This window comes from Streptomyces sp. NPDC107521, assembly GCF_055598485.1.
The window spans coordinates 45,813-63,581 of the sequence record NZ_JBVKAT010000011.1; the positions used below are offsets into that span (position 1 = coordinate 45,813).

The window sequence follows — 17,769 nt, forward strand, 5'->3', positions numbered from 1 at the left end:
CCTCCGTAACCTGGGAGGCACTGTGAACACCGCCGCCCCCGCTCCGATCCCGACCACCCGGGCCCTGGCGTGGTGCCTGCACCTGCTGATCGCCGGACTGCTCGCCCTCACCGCCGGCCGTGCCCTGGCCGACGGACGCCCCGACGCCGGGCGGACCGCCGTCGCGGCCGCGGTCTGCGGCCTGGTGTACGCCGCCGGTCCGCTGCTGCCGGGGGTCCGCCGCTCCCGCTCCGCCGCGGCCTGGTGGCTGGCCGCCGTGGGCGCGGCGTGGCTGCTCCTGCTGGTCCTCACCCCGGACGCCGTGTGGGTGGCCTTCCCGCTGTACTTCCTCCAGCTCCACCTGCTGCCCCGCCGTGCCGGACCGGCCGCCGTGGCCGCGACCGCCGTCGCGGCCGTCGTCGCCTTCGCCGCCCACGCCGGGTCCTTCGGCCCGGCCATGGCGCTCGGTCCCGCGCTCGGCGCCGCCGTCGCGGTCGCCGTCGTACGCGGCTACCAGGCCCTGTACCGGGAGAGCGAACAGCGCCGACGGCTGATCGAGGAGCTGACCGCCACCCGGGCCGACCTCGCCCGCGCCCAGCACACCGCGGGCGTGCTCGCCGAGCGCGAGCGGCTGGCCCGCGAGATCCACGACACCCTCGCCCAGGGCCTGTCCAGCATCCAGCTCCTGCTGCGGGCCGCCGAACGCGCCCTGCCCGCCCGGCCCGACACCGCCGCCCGCCACGTCGACGCGGCCCGCCAGGCCGCCGTGGACAACCTCGCCGAGGCGCGCCGCTTCGTCGCCGCGCTGACCCCGCCCGCGCTGGAGGACACCACCCTGGCCGACGCCCTGGAACGGCTGTGCGCCACCACCTCCGCCCGGCACCGCCTCACCGCCCGCTTCCACCCGGCCGGCGCGGCCGTACCGCTGCCGACCGCGTACGAGGTCGCGCTCCTGCGCGTCGCCCAGTCCGCCCTCGCCAACACCGTCCGCCACGCCGGGGCCACCCGCGCAGACGTCACCCTCGGCCACTCCGGCGGCCGGGTCACCCTGTCCGTCGCCGACGACGGACGGGGCTTCGACCCCGGGGGACTGCCCGCCCCGGACCCGGCGAGCGGCGGCTTCGGGCTGGCGGCCATGCGCGCCCGGGTGCACGCCCTCGGCGGCGACCTGGCCGTCGAGTCCGTCCCCGGCCGCGGCACCGCCCTGACCGCCAGCCTGCCCCTCACCCCGCCGACCGAGAACGATCCCGAGGCCCGCCCGTGACCCACCCCGCCCCCATCCGCCTCCTCCTGGCCGACGACCACCCCGTCGTGCGGGCCGGGCTGCGCGCCGTACTGGAGACCGAACCCGGCCTGGTGATCACGGCCGAGGCCGCCACCGCCGAGGAGGCCGTCGCCCGTGCCGCCGGGGGCGACATCGACGTCGTGCTGATGGACCTGCAGTTCGGCGGGGGCATGGGCGGCGCCGAGGCGACCGCGCTGATCACCGCCCGGCCGGGCGCGCCGCGGGTGCTGATCGTCACCACCTACGACTCCGACGCGGACACCCTGCCCGCCATCGAGGCCGGGGCCACCGGCTACCTCCTCAAGGACGCCCCGCCCGAGGACCTGGCCGCCGCGGTGCGCACCGCCGCGGCGGGCCGGACCACGCTGGCGCCCGCCGTCGCGGACCGGCTGATGAACCGGCTGCGCACCCCGGGCACGACCCTGACCCGGCGCGAGACCGAGGTCCTCGCCCTGGTCGCGGAGGGGCTGTCGAACCAGGCCGTCGGTGCCCGTCTCCATCTGACCGAAGGCACCGTCAAGTCCCATCTGGCCCGCGTCTACCTGAAGCTGGGCGTCGACTCGCGCACGGCCGCCGTGGCGTCGGCCACCGCCCTCGGACTGATCCGCCGCTGACCGGCCGCGCCGTCCGGCCGGGAGCGGACCCACCGGGTGCCGGTCCTCGGGGCGGCCGTACGGAGTGGGGGACGGCCCCCGGCGAACACCCCCTCCGCTCCGTCGGTGCCGGTTGCGGGCGGGACCGGGCCGGGTGGCCGGGACCACCGTCCCTCCCGGAAACGGGCGGCGGCGCGCCCGTCCCCGGGAGGGAGCCGGGGTCAGCGCGCCGGGGCCGTCGCCGTGATCCGCGCCCCGCCGCGGGCCAGCTCGGGAACGAGGGAGAGCAGACCGAGCACGGCCAGCCCGGCGCCCAGCCAGAGGGGCGCGCGCAGTCCGAAGGCGTCGATGAGCAGCCCGCCCACCGAGGAACCGATGATCACCCCGAGGGTGATGAAGGAGGCGTGGACGGTGTTGACCAGCGGCCCCGGATCGCCCGCGCGCTGGACGCGCACGGCCATCGCCGGGTTCATCGTCACCCCGACCAGCCCGATGCCCAGCAGGGCGAGCACCGCCGGGACGGGCAGATGGGCGAGGAGCGCGAAGGCGGTGAGGAAGACGGTGTTGAGGACCAGCCCCGACACCAGGACCGGGAGCGCGTGCCGGTCGGCCAGACGCCCGACGACGTGGTTGCCGACGACGGTGGCCGCGCCGTAGGCGACGAGGAGCAGGGGGACGGCCCCGGAGGAGAAGCCGGTGACCCGGGTGAGGATCGGGCTGAGGTAGCTGAAGGCGGCGAAGGTGGCGCCGATGATGAGGGTGCTGGTCGACAGCGCCAGCCACAGCCGGCCGTTCCGGAAGACCGCGGCCTCCCGGCGGAGGTCGCCGCCCCCGTCGGGGCGGTCGAGCCGGGGGACGCCCTTCACCGTGGCGAGCGCGGCGAGGACGGTCAGGGCGCCGACGGCCCAGAAGGCGGCCCGCCAGCCGAACCGCCCGCCGATCAGGGTGGACAGCGGCAGCCCGAGCAGGGTGCCGAGCATCAGCCCGTTCAGGACGACGGCGAGGGCGCGCCCGCGGATCTCCGGCGGGCTCAGCCGCACCGCCACGGAGATGGCGACGCCGAAGAAGGCCTGGGAGGCCACGCCCGTGATGACCCGCGCGACGACCATGACCGCGTAGGAGGGCGCGACGGCCGCGAGCACGTTGCCCGCCAGGAAGACGGCGAACAGCAGCATCAGCGCGGGCTTCGGGCGTATCCGCACCAGCGCGACGGTCATCAGCGGCCCGCCGGCGGCCATGGCCACCGCGAACGCGGTGATCAGATAGCCGATCCGGGAGATGGTCACGCCGAGTCCGCCCGCCATCTCGGGCATCAGACCTCCGACGGCGAACTCGCTGGTCACCATGGCGAAAATGCCGACGGCCAGGACATGGACGGCTCTGGGCACGGGAGGACTCCTTTTTGCATCGATCGGTGCAGAACGTGGGCAGAGAGGGGCGCGGAAGGCGGAGAGGGGTGGAGGAGCGCGGAGAAGGGCGGGAAGGGGTTGCGGGCGGTAGCGGTCGGGGCGGTGCGGGCCCGGGCCGGGCGCAGCGTGGCCGGAGGTGGGCGGGGTGGCGAGGCGGGGTGGCGGAAGGGGGAGAGGGCGCGGGCGGCCGTTCGCGGTGTCCGGGTCAGGTGAGGGCGTCCATCGCCGTGGCCGCGATGGCACCGACGGTGGCGTCGTCCGCGCCGGCCTGGGCGGCCACCCTGATTCCGGCGATCACGGCGTTGAGGTAGCGGGCCAGCTCGGCGGGGTCGCGGGGGGAGGTGATGTCGCCGTCGCCCTGCCCCCGCGCGATGCAGGCGCTCAGGCTCTCGACGCGCCGCTCGGTGTCCCGGGCGAGCATCCGCGAGATCTCGGGATCGCGGGCGGCCAGCTCCATGGTGGTGTTCACGGTCAGGCAGCCGATGCCGTGGCCGTCGCGCCGGTTCTCCGCCTCCGTCCGGAGGATTCCGGCGAGCAGGGCGCGCAGGCGCTCGGTCGCCGGGAGGTCGTGCCGGTCGAGGATGCGGAGCTGGTCGGCGGTGGTGGCGTCCATGTAGCGGGTCAGTGCCCGCTTGAACAGTTCGCGCTTGCTGGTGAAGGCGTTGTAGACACTGCTGCGGTCGAGGCCGAGCGCCTCGCACAGGTCCCTGGTCGAGGTCGACTCGTAGCCGTTGGCCCAGAACGTGCGCATCGCGGTGTCCAGGGCCTGGTCCTCGTTGAATGATCTCGGCCGTGCCATGCCCGCACGCTATCGTTTTGCATCGGTCGGTGCAATACGAGGCCGTGGCGGCGGGCTCGGACCCGTCCGTCCCCCGCCCCGTCGCTCCGTGCGGTCGGGGGCCGTGCGGCCGAGGGGGCGTGGCGTCGCCGTCAGACGGAGCCGAAGTCGTGGGCGGGCGCGCCGCGCCATTCGACCCACCGGGGGTCGTCGAGCAGGGCCTCGGGGTCCGCCACGCCCGCGCTCTCCAGGAAGACGACCAGATCGTGGTCGCTGTAGGCGGTGCCGAGGATCTCGTCCCGGCCCGCGCGGTGCGCGGTGACCCTCCGGCCGCCGCTGGGGGAGGGCCGGTGCACGACGATCGGAGAGGTGGTCACGGTTCCAGGGTGCCCCGTTTCGGGCCGTAGGGCGCTCCGGCGTCCGCCGTCGCGGCCTCCGCGGGTGCCCGTGGTGACCCGGCGGCCGGCCACCGCGCACGGTGCGTCACGGATTCCATCCGGCGCCGCCGCACGACCCCCGAACCCCTGTGCCGCGCCGGGTCGCTGTCACCCCCGGGGGCGCGGTGACGCCCGGGGGTGCCCCGCCGGCGCGCGGGACACCCCCGGGCCCGGGATCAGGAGCCGGGACCCTCCAGGGTCACGGAGCGCAGCAGGGCCACGTACTCCTCGGCCCACGCCGCCACCGTCTCCCGGTCCCACAGGTCCGCCGAGTACTCCACGGCTCCCTCCAGGACGTCCCCGGCCGGGGTCAGCACCATGATGAACTCCGCCCGGGACGCGGCCGGCGCCACGTCCTCCACCACCGTGGTCACCCCGGGCAGGTCGGCGCCGGTGCCCGGCGGGGTCTCGTGGGCCAGGCCGAAGGGCAGCGCGTCGGGCATCTCGGTGCCCGTGCGCTCCCGCATCGCCGGAGCCACCCGGCGGGCGGGCAGGGCGTGCTCCATGCCCCGGACGAGGGCCCCGGCGACCCGGTCCGCCAGCTCGGCGAACGGGCCGGTGCGGGCGTCGCGCACACGCAGGGCGAAACCGGTCGCCGTACAGCCCACCAGGGACTCGAACTCCCGGCTCTCCCGGCCCGCGTACGAGATGTTCAGCACCATGTCGGTCTGTTCCGCCTTGCGGGCCAGCAGCCGTCCGAGCGCCGCCGCGGCCACCACGAACGGTGTCGTGGACCGCGCGGCGGCCAGCCGGTCCACCGCCGAGCGGACCTCGGACGGCACGGTGAACGGGACGACCCCGCCCCGGCCGCTCAGCGCCGCCGGCCGGGGCCGGTCCAGCGGCAGGTCCGCCGTGAAGGGCGCGCCGTCCAGCTCCTTGAGCCAGTACTCCAGACGGCGCGGACCGGTGGCCCGCTGGTGCCCGGCCTGCCAGCGCGCGTACTCCACCTGCTGCGGGGGGTCCGGGGGCAGCCCCGGGTCCGTGCCCTCGACGGCCGCCCGGTACAGGGCCGACAACTCCTCCAGCAGCACCGTCAGGGCCCATCCGTCGCAGGTGCAGTGGTGCAGCACCAGCAGCAGCACCCACTCCCCGGTTCCGGTGCGCAGCAGCCGGGGCACGAGGACGTGTCCGGTGAAGGGGTCCAGCGGGGTGTCCGCCAGCTCCAGGGAGAGCCGGCGCACCGCCTCCGCGCGCTCTCCGTCCGGCAGGTCGGTCAGGTCCCGGACCGGCAGCTCCAGGGGGCGCGGCTCCAGCACCTCCTGCCGCCAGGCGCCGGACCCCTCCCGCACCAGCCGGGTGCGCAGGGACTCGTGACGTTCCGTCAGTTTCCGCAGCGCGGTGGTCAGGGCGCCGGTGTCCAGGCGCCCGGAGAAGGTGATCCGCAGGGCCACGTTGAGGACCTGCGGCCTGCCCTGCCGGGAGTGCAGCAGGGCGAACCGGGCCTGCTGATCGGTCGCGGGCCCGGCGCGGACCACCCGTGCGCCGGAGGCGGTCGCGGTGCCGGGCGGGAGGTCCGCCGAGGTGCTCGCCGCGGTGTTCGCCGCGCGGGACAGGAAGTCCGCCACCGCCCTCGGCGTCGGCTCCTGGTAGAGGCGGGAGAGCGGGTACTCCACCCCCCACTCCTCCCGGAACCGGTTCACCAGCCGCATCGCCGTGAGCGAATGCCCGCCCAGGTCGAAGAGCGAGGAGTCCGCGCCGACGTCCGCCGGGTCGAGGTCCAGCTCGGCCGCCCACACCTCCCTCAGCCGTGCCTCCCGTACGTCCTCCCCGGGGGCCGGAGCGGCCGGGCCGACCGGAGTGCCGGAAGCCGTGTCCACCGCCACCCGGAGCCGCGCCGACGGGAGCCGCCCGCGGTCCAGCTTGCCGTTGGCGGTCATCGGCAGATCGGCGAGGACGGCCCAGGAGCGCGGCACCATGTACTCCGGCAGCCGCACGGCCAGCCGGGCGGCCAGCCGTTCGGCCAGGAGCCGCTGCCCGGCGGGGGCCGCGCCGCCGGGCTCCACCGGGACCACGTACGCGTCGAGGACCGGCTCGCCGCCCTCCCGGTGCCGCCCCACCACCGCCGCCCGGAGCACCCCGTCCAGGGTGCCCAGTACCCGGGCCACCTCCTCCGGTTCCACCCGGAAGCCGCGGATCTTCACCTGCTCGTCCGTGCGGCCCACGAAGGAGAGCCGCCCGTCCGTGCTCCAGCGCACCAGATCGCCCGTCCGGTAACAGGAGTCCTCCGGACCGTCCCCCGGGCCGCTGCGGAACCGCTGGGCGGTGAGGTCCGGGCGGTGCAGATAGCCCCGGGCCACACCGGGACCGGAGACCAGCAACTCGCCCACGGCGCCCACGCGTACGGGCGCGCCCGCCTCGTCCACCACCCGCAGCCGGACGTTGTCCCGGGGACGCCCGACGGGGATCAGCTCCGGCTCCCCGGGCCCGGACGGCGCCACCGCACCGGCGGCGCAGGCCACCGTGGTCTCGGCCGGACCGTAGACGTTGACCGTCCCGTAGGAGACCCCGGGCCGGGGACGCACCCGCAACTGCTCGCCACCCAGCAGCAGATGGCGCAGCCCCGGCTGTTCCTCCGGCGGCAGCCGCAGCAGTTGCTCGGCCAGCACCGTGGGCAGGACGGCGACGGAGACGCCCCGTTCGGCGTACCAGCGGGCCAGCGCCGACGGGTCCCTGCGCGCCTCCTCGTCGGCCACCACCAGGGTGGCGCCCGCCGTGAGGGTCGGCCAGATCTCCATGAGGGAGCCGTCGAAGCTCTGCCCGCACACCATGGAGACCCGGTCCCGGGCGGTCAGCCCGAACCGCCCGTGGTTCCACTGGCAGAGGTCGACCAGGCCCCGGTGGGTGAGCACGACGCCCTTCGGCACACCGGTGCTGCCCGAGGTGTAGACGACACAGGCCGGATCGGCGCCGGAGGGCCGCGCGCCGCCGGTCGCGGGACCGGCGGCGGGACCGGCCGCGTCGGGCGCGACGACGGCCACCGACGCGGGCAGTCCCAGCTCCGCCGAGGCCGCGGGAGCGCAGACCACCGCCCCGGCCCGGCTCTCGGCGATCACCTGCGCCGCGCGGGCCGCCCCCAGGGACGGGTCGAGCGGAACGTAGGCGCGGCCCGCCCTCGTCACCGCCAGCACCGCCACGACCAGGTCCGCCGAGCGCGGCAGCCACACCGCCACCACCTCGTCCGGTCCGTCGCCCCCGTGCGCGCGGAGCGCGGCGGCGAGCCGGTCGGCGCGCTCCACCAGTTCCCCGTAGGTCAGCACCTCGTCCCCGGCCGCCACGGCCGGATGCCCGGGGCGCTCCGCCGCGCGCCGGGCGACCCAGGCGGGGAGGGTGGTGTCGGCCACGGGGCGGCTGCGGCCCCGCTCCCAGTGCTCCGGCACCACGTCGCCCTCCGCCACCGGCGGCGCGAGCCGCGACAGCGGTGTGCCGGGCGCCGTGGTGGCGGCGGCGAGGAGGTCCCGGAAGACCGCGAAGAACCCGTCGACGGTGCCGGCGTCGAACAGGTCCGTGCTGTACTCCAGATGGCAGCCGACCCCTTCCGCGCCGTCCGTGAAGTGGACCGTCAGGTCCGTGAGCGCCTTGTCGGGGCCCGCGTCCAGCGGTTCGGCCGTGACGCCCGGCAGTTCGAGGCGGAAGGGTTCCGCCGACTGGAACTCCGCGCCCGTCTGGAACACCGGTGTCCGGTCCGTCCGGCGGGACGGCGCCAGCTCGCGCACCACCCGCTCGAACGGCGTCCCGGCGTGGTCGTAGGCGTCCAGAGCCGTGCCCCGCACCCGGTCCAGCAGCGTCGTGAACGCGGGATCGCCGGACAGGTCGACCCGCAGGGCGACGGTGTTGACGAAGAAGCCGACCACCTCCGCCGCCCGCCGGGGCCGGTCCGACACCGGGACGCCGATGACCACGTCCTCCTGTCCCGTGACCCGGTGGAGCATCGCCGCCCATCCGGCCACCAGGGTCATGAACAGGGTGGCGCGCCGGTCCCGCCCCAGCTCCCGGAGCCGCGCGGACAGCTCCGGGCCCAGGCGGCGGAAGACCGCGCGGCCCGCGGCGGTCATCCGCTCCGGCCGGGGCCGGTCCGCGGGCAGGCCGAGCACCGGCAACTCGCCGCCGAGCACCCGCCGCCAGTGCTCCAGGTCCCGCGCGGTGCCGGGGCCGTCCCCGGCCGCCCACCGCTCCCGCGCGTACTCCGCGTAGCTCCAGACGGGTTCGGGCAGCGCGGGCGGAGTGCCGTCGCGTCCGGCGCGGTAGAGGGCGGAGAGGTCCCGGGTCAGCACGGCGGCGGAGGCCGCGTCCACCACGATGTGGTGGAAGGACATCACCAGCACGTGCTCGTCGGCGCCGGTGCGGACGAGGCGGCTCACGAACAGCGGGCCGTGCTCCAGGTCGAAGCGCCGGGCGCCCTCCGCCGCCAGCACCGCGTCGACGGCCGCCCCCGGGCTCACGGTCCCGTCCACCACCGCGAAGTCCGGTTCGACCCTCTCCAGCACCCGCTGCACGGCCGTCCCGCCCGACGGCGGGAAGACGGTGCGCAGCCCCTCGTGACGGGCCACGAGCCCGCGCAGCGCCGTGTGCAGCGCCCCGGTGTCGAGCGGACCGCGCAGCCGGATCGCCTTCATCTCGGTGTAGGCGGGGCGCCCCGGCAGGAGCTGTTCCAGGAACCGGATCTGTTCCTGGCCCGCCGAGAGCGGGGCGTCCGCCCGGGGCGCGGGCGCCGGCTCGTGCGCGGGGGCGGCGGGCGGCGGCGCGGGCACGGCGACGGAGAGGGGCCGGGACGGCGGCGCGGCGGCGGGCCGGGACGGCGGCGCGGTCGCGGGCGGCGCCGCGCGTTCGCCGTGCCGTCGCCGCAGCGCGTCCAACCGGGGCAGTCCGGCCCGCAGTTGTCCGGCGGTGACCCCGAAGTCGACCAGGGCCACGATCTCGTCGGCACCCGCGTCGGCCAACGCCTCCACCACCGGCAGCGCCGAGTCCGCGTCGCCGATCAGGGCGCGCCGGTCGCAGTAGCGCCCGTAGGCCCGCCGGAACACCACGTCCAGGTCGTCCTCGCCGAGGGCGCCCGGGCCGGTGGTGACGCCGAGGCTGCCGGCGACCCCGCTGAACAGCGAGAGCGACGCCCGCATGTACCGGGCCATCGGTTCGTACGCCTCCGCCCGCGCCGTCTCGCGGTCCGCGCCCAGATAGGTGTGCAGCAGGACGGCCACCCGGCCCGCCGCCGGGTCGAGCCCGTGGCGTGCCCGGGCCCGCCGGTAGCGGTCGATGTTCTCCCGGAGCCGGTCGACGTCCTGGGTCATCAGGTTGGTGACGATGCCCAGGTCGTGCCGCGCGGCCAGCTCGTACGACTCCGGGTCGCCGACCACCGCCGTGTAGCAGGGCGGCGCGGCCTGCACCGGGCGGGGGAAGAGCCGGATGTCCCGCTCGCCGTCCCCGGTGGTGCGGCGCAGCGCGTCGCCCCGCCACAGCGCCCGCACCTCCGCCAGCCGGTCGTACATCTCCTGCTTGCGGCGTGCGAAGCGGTCGGGGAAGAACACGAAGTCATCGGCGTTCCAGCCGCGGGCCACGCCGAGGCCGATCCGTCCGCCGGAGAGGTTGTCGGCCATCGACCACTCCTCCGCCACCCGTACCGGGTCGTGCAGCGGGAGCACCACGGAACCGGCGTTGAGCCGGATGCGCTCCGTCTCGCGGGCCAGCGCGGCGGCCAGCACGGCGGGGTTGGGGAAGAGGCCGCCGAAGGAGTCGAAGTGGCGTTCGGGCATCCACAGCGACCGGAAGCCGTTGCGGTCGGCGAACCGGGCCGCCTCCATGAGGAGTTCGTAGCGGCCCTCCCGCGGAGCCCCACCGTCCTCGGGGTAGTCGCCGAAGAAGTAGAGCCCGAAGTCCGCGCGGCGCGGGGCGGCGGGCGCGGTCACCGGCGGTGCGGGCGGTGCCGCCACCGTCCGGGGCACGCCCGGCTCGCCCGGCCCGGCGGGCGCGGCGCGGTCCGGGGGGCGGGGCCGGTCCTGGGGCCCGGCGCGGTGCGGGAGGCCGGCGCCGACGGCGGGCGCGGGCCGGTCGGCCGGGAAGAACCCGGCCTCCCGCAGCTCCGTGAGCGACCCCCGCACGGCCTCCGCCACCCGCCGCACGTCGTCGTCGCCGTGGGCGGTGGACAGGAAGAAGTTGCGCCACTCCCAGACGTGCACCCCGCGCAGCATCAGGTGGTAGTAGAGCAGCTCCATGTCGGCGTGGTGCTCGAAGCGGAACTGGGAGCCGAACCAGCGCGTCCGCAGTGGGAAGCCCTCGGCCTCGAAGAATTCGTTGAGTTCCGAACCGAGCTGTTCTGTCCGGGAGTTGAGCCTTCGCTGGAGATCGGGTCCCTGCTCCTTGAGGTGGGTGAGGACCGCGCGGGCGGCCGTCATGGAGACGGGGTGCTGGAGGTAGGTGCCGCCGAAGAAGGTGGTGTCGGCGGGCGGGACGCTGTCGTCGCCGTACGACCAGTGGCCGCCGTCCACGCCGTCGAGGAGGTCGGCGCGGCCCGCGATGGCGCCGATCGGGAAGCCGCCGCCGAGCACCTTGCCGTAGGTGGCGAGGTCCGGGACGACGCCGTACAGCTCCTGGGCGCCCCGGAGCGCGGGGCGGAACCCGGTCAGCATCTCGTCGAACAGCAGCACGATGCCGTGGCGGCGGGTCAGTTCGCGCAGTCTGCGCACGAACTCCACCGGCCGGAGCGCCGGGTTGCGGCTCTGCACCGGCTCCACCACGACCGCCGCGATCCGCCCGGCGTCCCGCTCGATGGCGTGCAGCGCCTCCTCGCTGCCGTAGGTGAGCACGGTCAGCTCGGCCACGGCGCTCTCCGGGACGCCCCGGGAGACGGGCACCGTCCGCGCCGCGGCCCCGCGGCCCGCGACCCGGCCCAGCACCTGGTCGGCGTGGCCGTGGTAGGCGCCCTCGAAGGTGACGATCCGGTCCCGTCCGGTGGCGGCGCGGGCCAGCCGGATCGCCGCCGCGTTCGCCTCCGTGCCCGAGTTGGCGAAGGCGACCCGCTCCAGCCCGGTCAGCTCGGCCAGCAGCTCGGCCGCCTCGCCGGTCTCGGCGCTCCGGGGGCCCAGCCGGATGCCCCGGGACAGGTGCTCGCGCACGGCCTCGCCGACGAACTCCGGCTCGTGGCCGAAGAGGAGCACACCGAAGCCCATGGTGATGTCCGTGTAGGCGTTGCCGTCGATGTCCTCGATCCGGGCCCCGGCCGCCCGGCGCGCCGCCACCGGGTACAGCATCTCCTTGGTCGACCTGCGGAAGCCGACCACCGCCCGGCTGTCGGCCAGCCTCCTCCGGTGCCGCTCGGCGAGCCGCTTGGAGGCGGCGGTGCGGGCGGTGTAGCGGCGGACGAGGTCGTCCAGGTGCTCCTGCTGGGCGCGGGGCGAGCCGGCGCGGACCATGCCGCCGCCGGGGGCGATCTCCACCCGGGGGCCGTGGGTCCTCGGCCGCTCCGCCGCCGGGGCGCCCGGTCCGGCGTCCCGCACCGCGTCGATCTGCTCGCCGATGCGCCGGGCCAGCCCGGCCATCTCCGTGAGGTCCCGGTCCAGGGCGAGGGCGAGGTCCCCCGGCGCGGTCACCGGGCCGCCCCGTCGTGCGGCCGGTCCGTCGCCGCCGCGCCCTGGAGGGCGAGCAACTGGGTGAGCTGGGTCATCAACTGGAGCTGGATCTGCGACAACTGCTGCACACGGAGTGCCAGTTCCCGCAGCTCCGCACGGGTCACATACGGGTCGGACGCATCCGCGGGCGGGAGGGCCGGAGCGGTGGGGACGGGTGGTCCGACGGGGGGCGCGGGCTCCGCCGGGAGGGGGTGGACGGGCCGGGGTGCGGGGACGGCCGCTGGCCCCGGTGAGTGGGGCGCCGCCCGGGTCGTCGCCACGGGGGCCGGGGCGGGGGCCTCCGGGACCGGCCCCGCGACGGGCGCCGGTGCCGGTCCCGGCCCCTCCGGTAACCGGGAGGCGATCAGCCGGGCCAGCAGCCGCGCGGTCCCCGTCTCCTCGAACAGCTCGCGCATCGTGACGCGGACCCGGTGCTCCTCCTCGATCTCCCGCAGCACATTGATCATGAGCAGCGAGTCCGCGCCCAGGTCGAAGAAGGGGGTGTCCGCCGGGACGGACGCGGGGTCCTCGCCGATGCCCCGGGCGAGCACCCGCAGGATGCCGTCCAGAAGGAGGCCCTCGGTCTCCGCGGGCCCGGCCGCCGCGGGCGGGGCTGTCCTCGTGCTGGCCGTCGTCATGGTGGGTTCCTCTCTCGCCGGGACCGGCGGTGCGGGCACCGCGGCAGGCGGGGGCGGGGGCGGGGTCAGAAAGGGGGACGCGGGCGGGGCAGGGGACGCGGGCGGCGCGGGACGCGGGGGAGGGGCGGCCGGGGCCGGGGCGGGCCATGGCGAGGGTCCGGCGGGACCCGGGGGCGCGGGGGCGGGGCCCTCGGAGATGAGTTCCCGGGGCGCCGGGCTGCCGGGCGAGGCACCCGTGCCCGACGCGCCCGTGCCCGACGCGTCCGTGCCCGTACCCGACGCGCCCGCCTCCGCGGGGCTCCCCGCCGCCCCCCTGGGCGGGGGCCCGATCCAGTGGTGCCGGTGCTGGAAGCGGTACCCGGGCAGCGGGACGCGCCGCCCGCCGGTGCCGGCCAGGAACACCGCCCACCGCACGTCCGCCCCCGCGAGGTGCAGGGCGGTCGCCGCGCCGAAGAGGGCGCCGAGCCCCGCGCCCCGGCACAGGGACGGGACCGCCGGCAGCCCGGGCAGGGCGCGCCGGGCCAGGCCGGAGAGCGTGGTGTGCGGGCCGATCTCCAGCAGCGCGTCCGGCCGTCCGTCGGCGACACCCCGCAGCGCCCGGTCGAAGCGGACCGGCTCGCGGGCCTGGCGCAGGAGGTACTCCCGGTCCGGGACCCAGCCGGGCGCGCGCGTCGCCCCGTCCAGGGCGCCGGTGAAGGGGACGCGGACCGGGGCGAAGGGCGCCTTGTCCAGCACTGTGCCGAACGCGTCGAGCACCGGTTCCGTCAGCGCCGTGTGGAAGGCCCGGTCCACCGCGAGCCGTTCGTGCGGGACGTCCAGCGGGCCGAGCCGGGTGAGCAGCCGCTCCACGGCGTCGACCGGGCCCGCCAGGACCTGTGAGCGCTCGCCGTTGCTCACCGCCGCCTCGATCCCGGGCTCCGAGGCGGCCAGCGCGAGCGCCGCCTCCCGGTCGAGGAGGACCGCGACCATGGCGCCCGGCGGGCAGTGGTCGCGCATCAGCCTCCCCCGTGCCGCGAGGAGTTCGAGTCCGTCGAGGAGGGGAAGTGCCCCGGCGGCGTGCAGGGCGGCGTACTCCCCGACGCTGTGCCCGGTCACCGCCGCCGGAGTGATGCCCGCCTCCTCCCAGAGCCGGACCAGCGCGCACTGGAGCGCGTAGAGCGCGGGCTGTCCCGTCGCGGTGGGCCAGGCCCCGGGGTGCGCGTCCGGGTCCAGCAGACCCGTCAGCAGTGAGGCGCCGGTGCGGTCGAGGTGCGCCTCCTCGCAGGCGTCCAGCACCTCCCGCACGGCGGGGAACCGCTCGTACAACTCCGCCGCCGCCCCGGCCCGCAGGGAGCCCTGGCCGGTGAACTGGAAGGCGGTCAGCGCCGGTTCGTCCACCGGCGCCGTCGTCAGGGGGGCGGGGCCGCGGAGCAGCGCGTCCAGGGCGTCGGCCAGCGCGGCCGGGCCGGCGCCGCGCACGGCGATCCGGTGGCGGCCGTGGGAGCGGCCGAGCGCGGTGGTCGTGGCGAGGTCCGCCGGGTGCAGGTCGGGCCGGGCCCGCAGGGTGTCCCGCAGCGCACGGGCGTTGTCGGTGAGCGCCTCGGGGGAGGAGGCCGACACCAGCAGTACGTCCGGCGGGGCGGCCGGCCGGGCCGGGCGGGGCTCCGGCGCGGGTGCCTGCTCCAGGACCAGATGGACGTTGGTGCCGCCGATGCCGAGCGAGGTCAGCCCCGCCCGCCGGGGCGCGTCACCGCGGGGCCACGGGCGCGGGGCGTCGGGGACGTAGAAGGGGCTGCCGTCCAGCTCCAGCAGGGGGTTGGGCGCGGTGAACCCCGCGACCGGCGGGATCACCCCGTGCCGGAGCACCAGTAACGCCTTGACCAGCCCCGCCAGGCCCGACGCCACGTCCAGGTGGCCGATGTTGGCCTTGACCGCGCCCAGCGCGCAGTACCCGGCGCGGTCGGTGTCCTCGCGGTACGCGGCGCGGGCACCCGCCAGTTCGATGGGATCCCCCTTGTAGGTGCCGGTGCCGTGGGTCTCCAGGTAGCCGATGGTGTCGGCGGTGACGCCCGCGTGGTCCAGCGCCCGCCGGATGGCCTCCCGCTGGCCCCGCGCGCTGGGCGCGGCGTACGTCCGCTTGTCCGCGCCGTCGTTGCCGACGCCCCAGCCCCGGATCACACCGTGCACGGTGTCGCCGTCCGCGAGCGCGCGGCCCAGCCGTTTCAGCGCCACCGCCACCACCCCGGTGCCCCCGACGGTGCCGTCGGCCGCCGCGTCGAAGGCGCGCAGCCGGCCCGACCGGGAGAGGATCGAGCCCTTGGCGTGCCGGTAGCCGAGGACCTGCGGGGCGTGGACGGCGCTCGCCCCCGCCAGCGCGACGTCGCAGTCGCCCATCAGCAGCGACTGCGCGGCCAGTTGCACCCCGACCAGTGAACTGGAGCAGCCGGTCTGGACGTTCACGGCGGGGCCGGTGAGATCGAGGCGGTAGGCGACCCGGGTGGCGTTGAAGTCGGTGAAGTTGCCGACCATCACCTGGGTGCCCGAGGGCCAGTCGGCGCTCTCCTCGTGCGGCAGCACGTTGTTCATCAGGTAGGACCGCATGCTGTACAGGTGGTAGCCGGTGCTGGCGAAGACCCCGATCCGGGTGCCGTCCCGCTCGCCCGGGTACCCGGCGTCCTCCAGGGCGTGCTGGGCGCACTCCAGGAAGAGCCGGTGCTGGGGGTCCGTCAGTGCCGCCTCCCGGGCGGTCATCCCGAAGTGCCGGGCGTCGAAGCCCGCGATGTCGTCCAGCAGGGCGGAGGCACCGGAGAAGTCCTCGTGCCCGTACTCCTCCCGGGGCACGCCCGCCGCCCGGAGGTCCGCCGGGGTGAACCGGGTGAAGCGGTCCTCGCCGCCGAGGACGAGGCGCCACAGCTCCTCGGGGGTGTCGGCCCCCGGCAGCCGGAACGCCGTCCCGATCACCGCTATCCGGGGGTCCGCTCCCTCGCCGTCCATCAGCCCTCTCCTTCCCGGACGGCTCCGCCGTCCCTCACCGGGGATGTGCCCGGGGCCTCTTCGGGCGGAGGCCCGCCGAGCCGGTCGGGGGTGCGGCGCACCACCAGCACCACCAGCAGGGCCAGGCACAGGACGATGGCGAGCCCGTGCAGGGACGCCACCACCTGGAACGGCGCGAAGACCTCCAGCAGCGAACCGCTGACCAGCATCCCCAGCCCGAAGCCCGCGTTCTCCACCGAGGCCGACAGCCCGAAGAGGCGTCCGCGCCGCTCGTCGGGGACGGCCTGGAGCCGTGACACGTAGACCACCTCGGTGATCCCGTCGGCGGCCCCGGCGACCACGGCCATGGCGAGCGCGGGCGCCGTCGGCAGCCCGCCGAAGACGACGATGAACGCCCCGGACATCACGCACGCGCCGATCGCGAACGCCCGCTCGCCCGGGGTGCGTCCGGTGCGCGCGGTGTACCGGGCCAGCAGTTGCTGGGCGATGATGTTGCCGGCCGCCCAGGTCGCCCAGAACTGGCTGATGAACGTGGCCGGATGCGCCGGGTCGAGCAGGCTGGAGTAGACCGGCAGCGCCACGTTGTGCGAGGAGGACCCGAGTCCGTCCACCGCCCGCAGCGCGACCATCGCCGTCAGCACCGGCGCCGATCGCACCAGCAGCCGCACCGACCAGGGCGCCGCGCCCCCCGGGTCCTTCCCGCCCTCGCCGGGGCCCCCGGCCGACCGCGTCCGGATCGGCAGCGCCAGCAGCACCGACGCGGACACCAGGAAGGTGGCGGCGTCCAGGGCGAACGCGGCCGTGTAGCCGACCTGGGCCACCACGACACCCGCCGAGGAGAAGCCCGCGATCATCGCCAGCGAACGCCCCGTCACCAGCAGGCCGTTGGCGCGCGTACGGTGCTCCGCGCCCACGATCACGGGGATGCTGCTGCGCAGGGCCACCTGGGAGAGCGTCGAACAGCTCCCCGTGACCACCGCCAGGCCGTACAGCAGCGCGATCCGCCCGGACTCCGGTGCCAGCAGCAGGGCCAGCAGGGCCGCCGCCTGGCAGAGGTCGGAGCCGATGATCAGCCGCTTGCGGTCGTACGCCGAGACCAGGCGCCCGCTGACGAGTCCGGCCGCCACGCTCGTGCCCAGCCGCACGGCCATGAAGAGCCCGGCGGCCAGCGCGCTCCCGGTGACGTCGTAGACGAAGACGTTCAGCGCCACCATGTTCAGGTAACTGCCGTACGCGGAGACGCCGTTGCCGAGTACGAGGAGCCGGAAGTGCCTCATGCGCGCCCTCTTCCCGGACGACGGGAGGCGTTCGCCGGTCACCGTCGTCCCCCTCCCCGTCCACCGCCGTGCCGGTCGGCTCGCCCGGCGCCCCATGGGCATCGGAGGACCCGCCGTACCGCACCCGTGCCCGCCGACTCGGTCAAGCCCTGCCCGTCCGCCGGTGGCTTCACACCAGCCGTACCACGATTCCGGTGCCGTACGGCGCGATCTCCGGGGGACCGTTCCGTTCCGCTCCCGCGGCCGGTCGGCCGGCCGCCGTACGGCGCACGGCCGGGCCCCGCAGGACGGACCCGCGGGGCGCGGACGGGGGAGGTGCCGGGCGCGGGGCGGACCGGAAGGGGGGCCAGGGGTGTCAGAGGACGAACCGGAACGCGCCCCAGCCGTGGCCGATCTTCACGGGGCTGCTCAGACCGTTGCCGTTGTGCGGGTAGTACAGCAGGTCTCCGGCGGCGTCGACGCCGAGGACGTCGGCCTTGCCGTCGCCGCTGAAGTCCGACGCCATGACGTGCGGGAAGGCGCCCCAGCCGGTGCCGATCTTCACGGGGCTGCCCAGACCGCTCCCGACGTGCGGGTAGTACAGGAGGTTGCCGGCGGCGTCGACGCCCAGGACGTCCGCCTTGCCGTCCCCGCTGAAGTCCGCGGCCATGACGTGCTGGAAGGTGCCCCAGCCGTGGCCGATCTTCACCGGGCTGCTCAGACCGTTGCCGTTGTGCGGGTAGTACAGCAGGTCTCCGGCGGCGTCGACGCCGAGGATGTCGGCGGCGCCGTCGCCGCTGAAGTCGGCGGCCATGACGTGCTG

At 76.3% G+C, this 17,769-nt stretch carries 9 protein-coding genes; 2 read left to right on the forward strand and 7 right to left on the reverse strand.

Annotated features, from left to right (window positions below; genetic code table 11):
• Positions 1-22: 22 nt before the first annotated feature.
• Both ACZ7LB_RS18130 and ACZ7LB_RS18135 read left to right on the forward strand, forming a co-directional pair.
• Positions 23-1,243 carry a sensor histidine kinase gene (locus ACZ7LB_RS18130; RefSeq protein WP_471469294.1) on the forward strand — a complete coding sequence of 407 codons (1,221 nt, stop codon included), beginning with the start codon at positions 23-25 and terminating at the stop codon, positions 1,241-1,243.
• Positions 1,240-1,878, forward strand: a complete 639-nt coding sequence (locus ACZ7LB_RS18135) for a response regulator (RefSeq protein WP_471469295.1) — start codon at positions 1,240-1,242, stop codon at positions 1,876-1,878. Before ACZ7LB_RS18130 ends, ACZ7LB_RS18135 begins: the two co-directional genes overlap by 4 nt.
• 200 nt (positions 1,879-2,078) lie before the next feature.
• Here ACZ7LB_RS18135 and ACZ7LB_RS18140 read toward each other — a convergent pair whose 3' ends face one another.
• The 7 genes from ACZ7LB_RS18140 to ACZ7LB_RS18170 form a co-directional block, all read right to left on the reverse strand.
• Complete coding sequence (locus tag ACZ7LB_RS18140; protein ID WP_471469297.1) at positions 2,079-3,245, reverse strand: MFS transporter; 1,167 nt, start codon at positions 3,243-3,245, stop codon at positions 2,079-2,081.
• A gap of 226 nt (positions 3,246-3,471) precedes the next feature.
• Positions 3,472-4,065 carry a TetR/AcrR family transcriptional regulator gene (locus ACZ7LB_RS18145; protein ID WP_471469299.1) on the reverse strand — a complete coding sequence of 198 codons (594 nt, stop codon included), beginning with the start codon at positions 4,063-4,065 and terminating at the stop codon, positions 3,472-3,474.
• 131 nt (positions 4,066-4,196) lie between these two features.
• Entirely contained in the window at positions 4,197-4,421 is a 225-nt protein-coding gene (locus ACZ7LB_RS18150; protein WP_471469301.1) for a hypothetical protein, read from the reverse strand.
• Positions 4,422-4,657: 236 nt separating this feature from the next.
• Positions 4,658-12,061 carry a MupA/Atu3671 family FMN-dependent luciferase-like monooxygenase gene (locus tag ACZ7LB_RS18155; protein WP_471469302.1) on the reverse strand — a complete coding sequence of 2,468 codons (7,404 nt, stop codon included), beginning with the start codon at positions 12,059-12,061 and terminating at the stop codon, positions 4,658-4,660.
• Complete coding sequence (locus ACZ7LB_RS18160) at positions 12,058-15,690, reverse strand: type I polyketide synthase (RefSeq protein WP_471469304.1); 3,633 nt, start codon at positions 15,688-15,690, stop codon at positions 12,058-12,060. The genes ACZ7LB_RS18155 and ACZ7LB_RS18160 overlap by 4 nt, the downstream gene beginning before the upstream one ends.
• Positions 15,690-16,967 (reverse strand): MFS transporter, encoded by a 1,278-nt coding sequence (locus ACZ7LB_RS18165; protein ID WP_471469306.1) that lies wholly within the window; start codon positions 16,965-16,967, stop codon positions 15,690-15,692. The genes ACZ7LB_RS18160 and ACZ7LB_RS18165 overlap by 1 nt, the downstream gene beginning before the upstream one ends.
• 355 nt (positions 16,968-17,322) lie before the next feature.
• Positions 17,323-17,769 (reverse strand): FG-GAP-like repeat-containing protein (locus ACZ7LB_RS18170; protein WP_471469308.1); only part of this gene is annotated, 447 nt, incomplete at its 5' end.

Excerpts from the sequence above, each read along its gene's own strand:
- ACZ7LB_RS18145 (WP_471469299.1), bottom strand. The coding sequence starts at position 4,065 with ATGGCACGGCCGAGATCATTCAACGAGGACCAGGCCCTGGACACCGCG.
- ACZ7LB_RS18160 (WP_471469304.1), bottom strand. The coding sequence starts at position 15,690 with ATGGACGGCGAGGGAGCGGACCCCCGGATAGCGGTGATCGGGACGGCG.
- ACZ7LB_RS18165 (WP_471469306.1), bottom strand. The coding sequence starts at position 16,967 with ATGAGGCACTTCCGGCTCCTCGTACTCGGCAACGGCGTCTCCGCGTAC.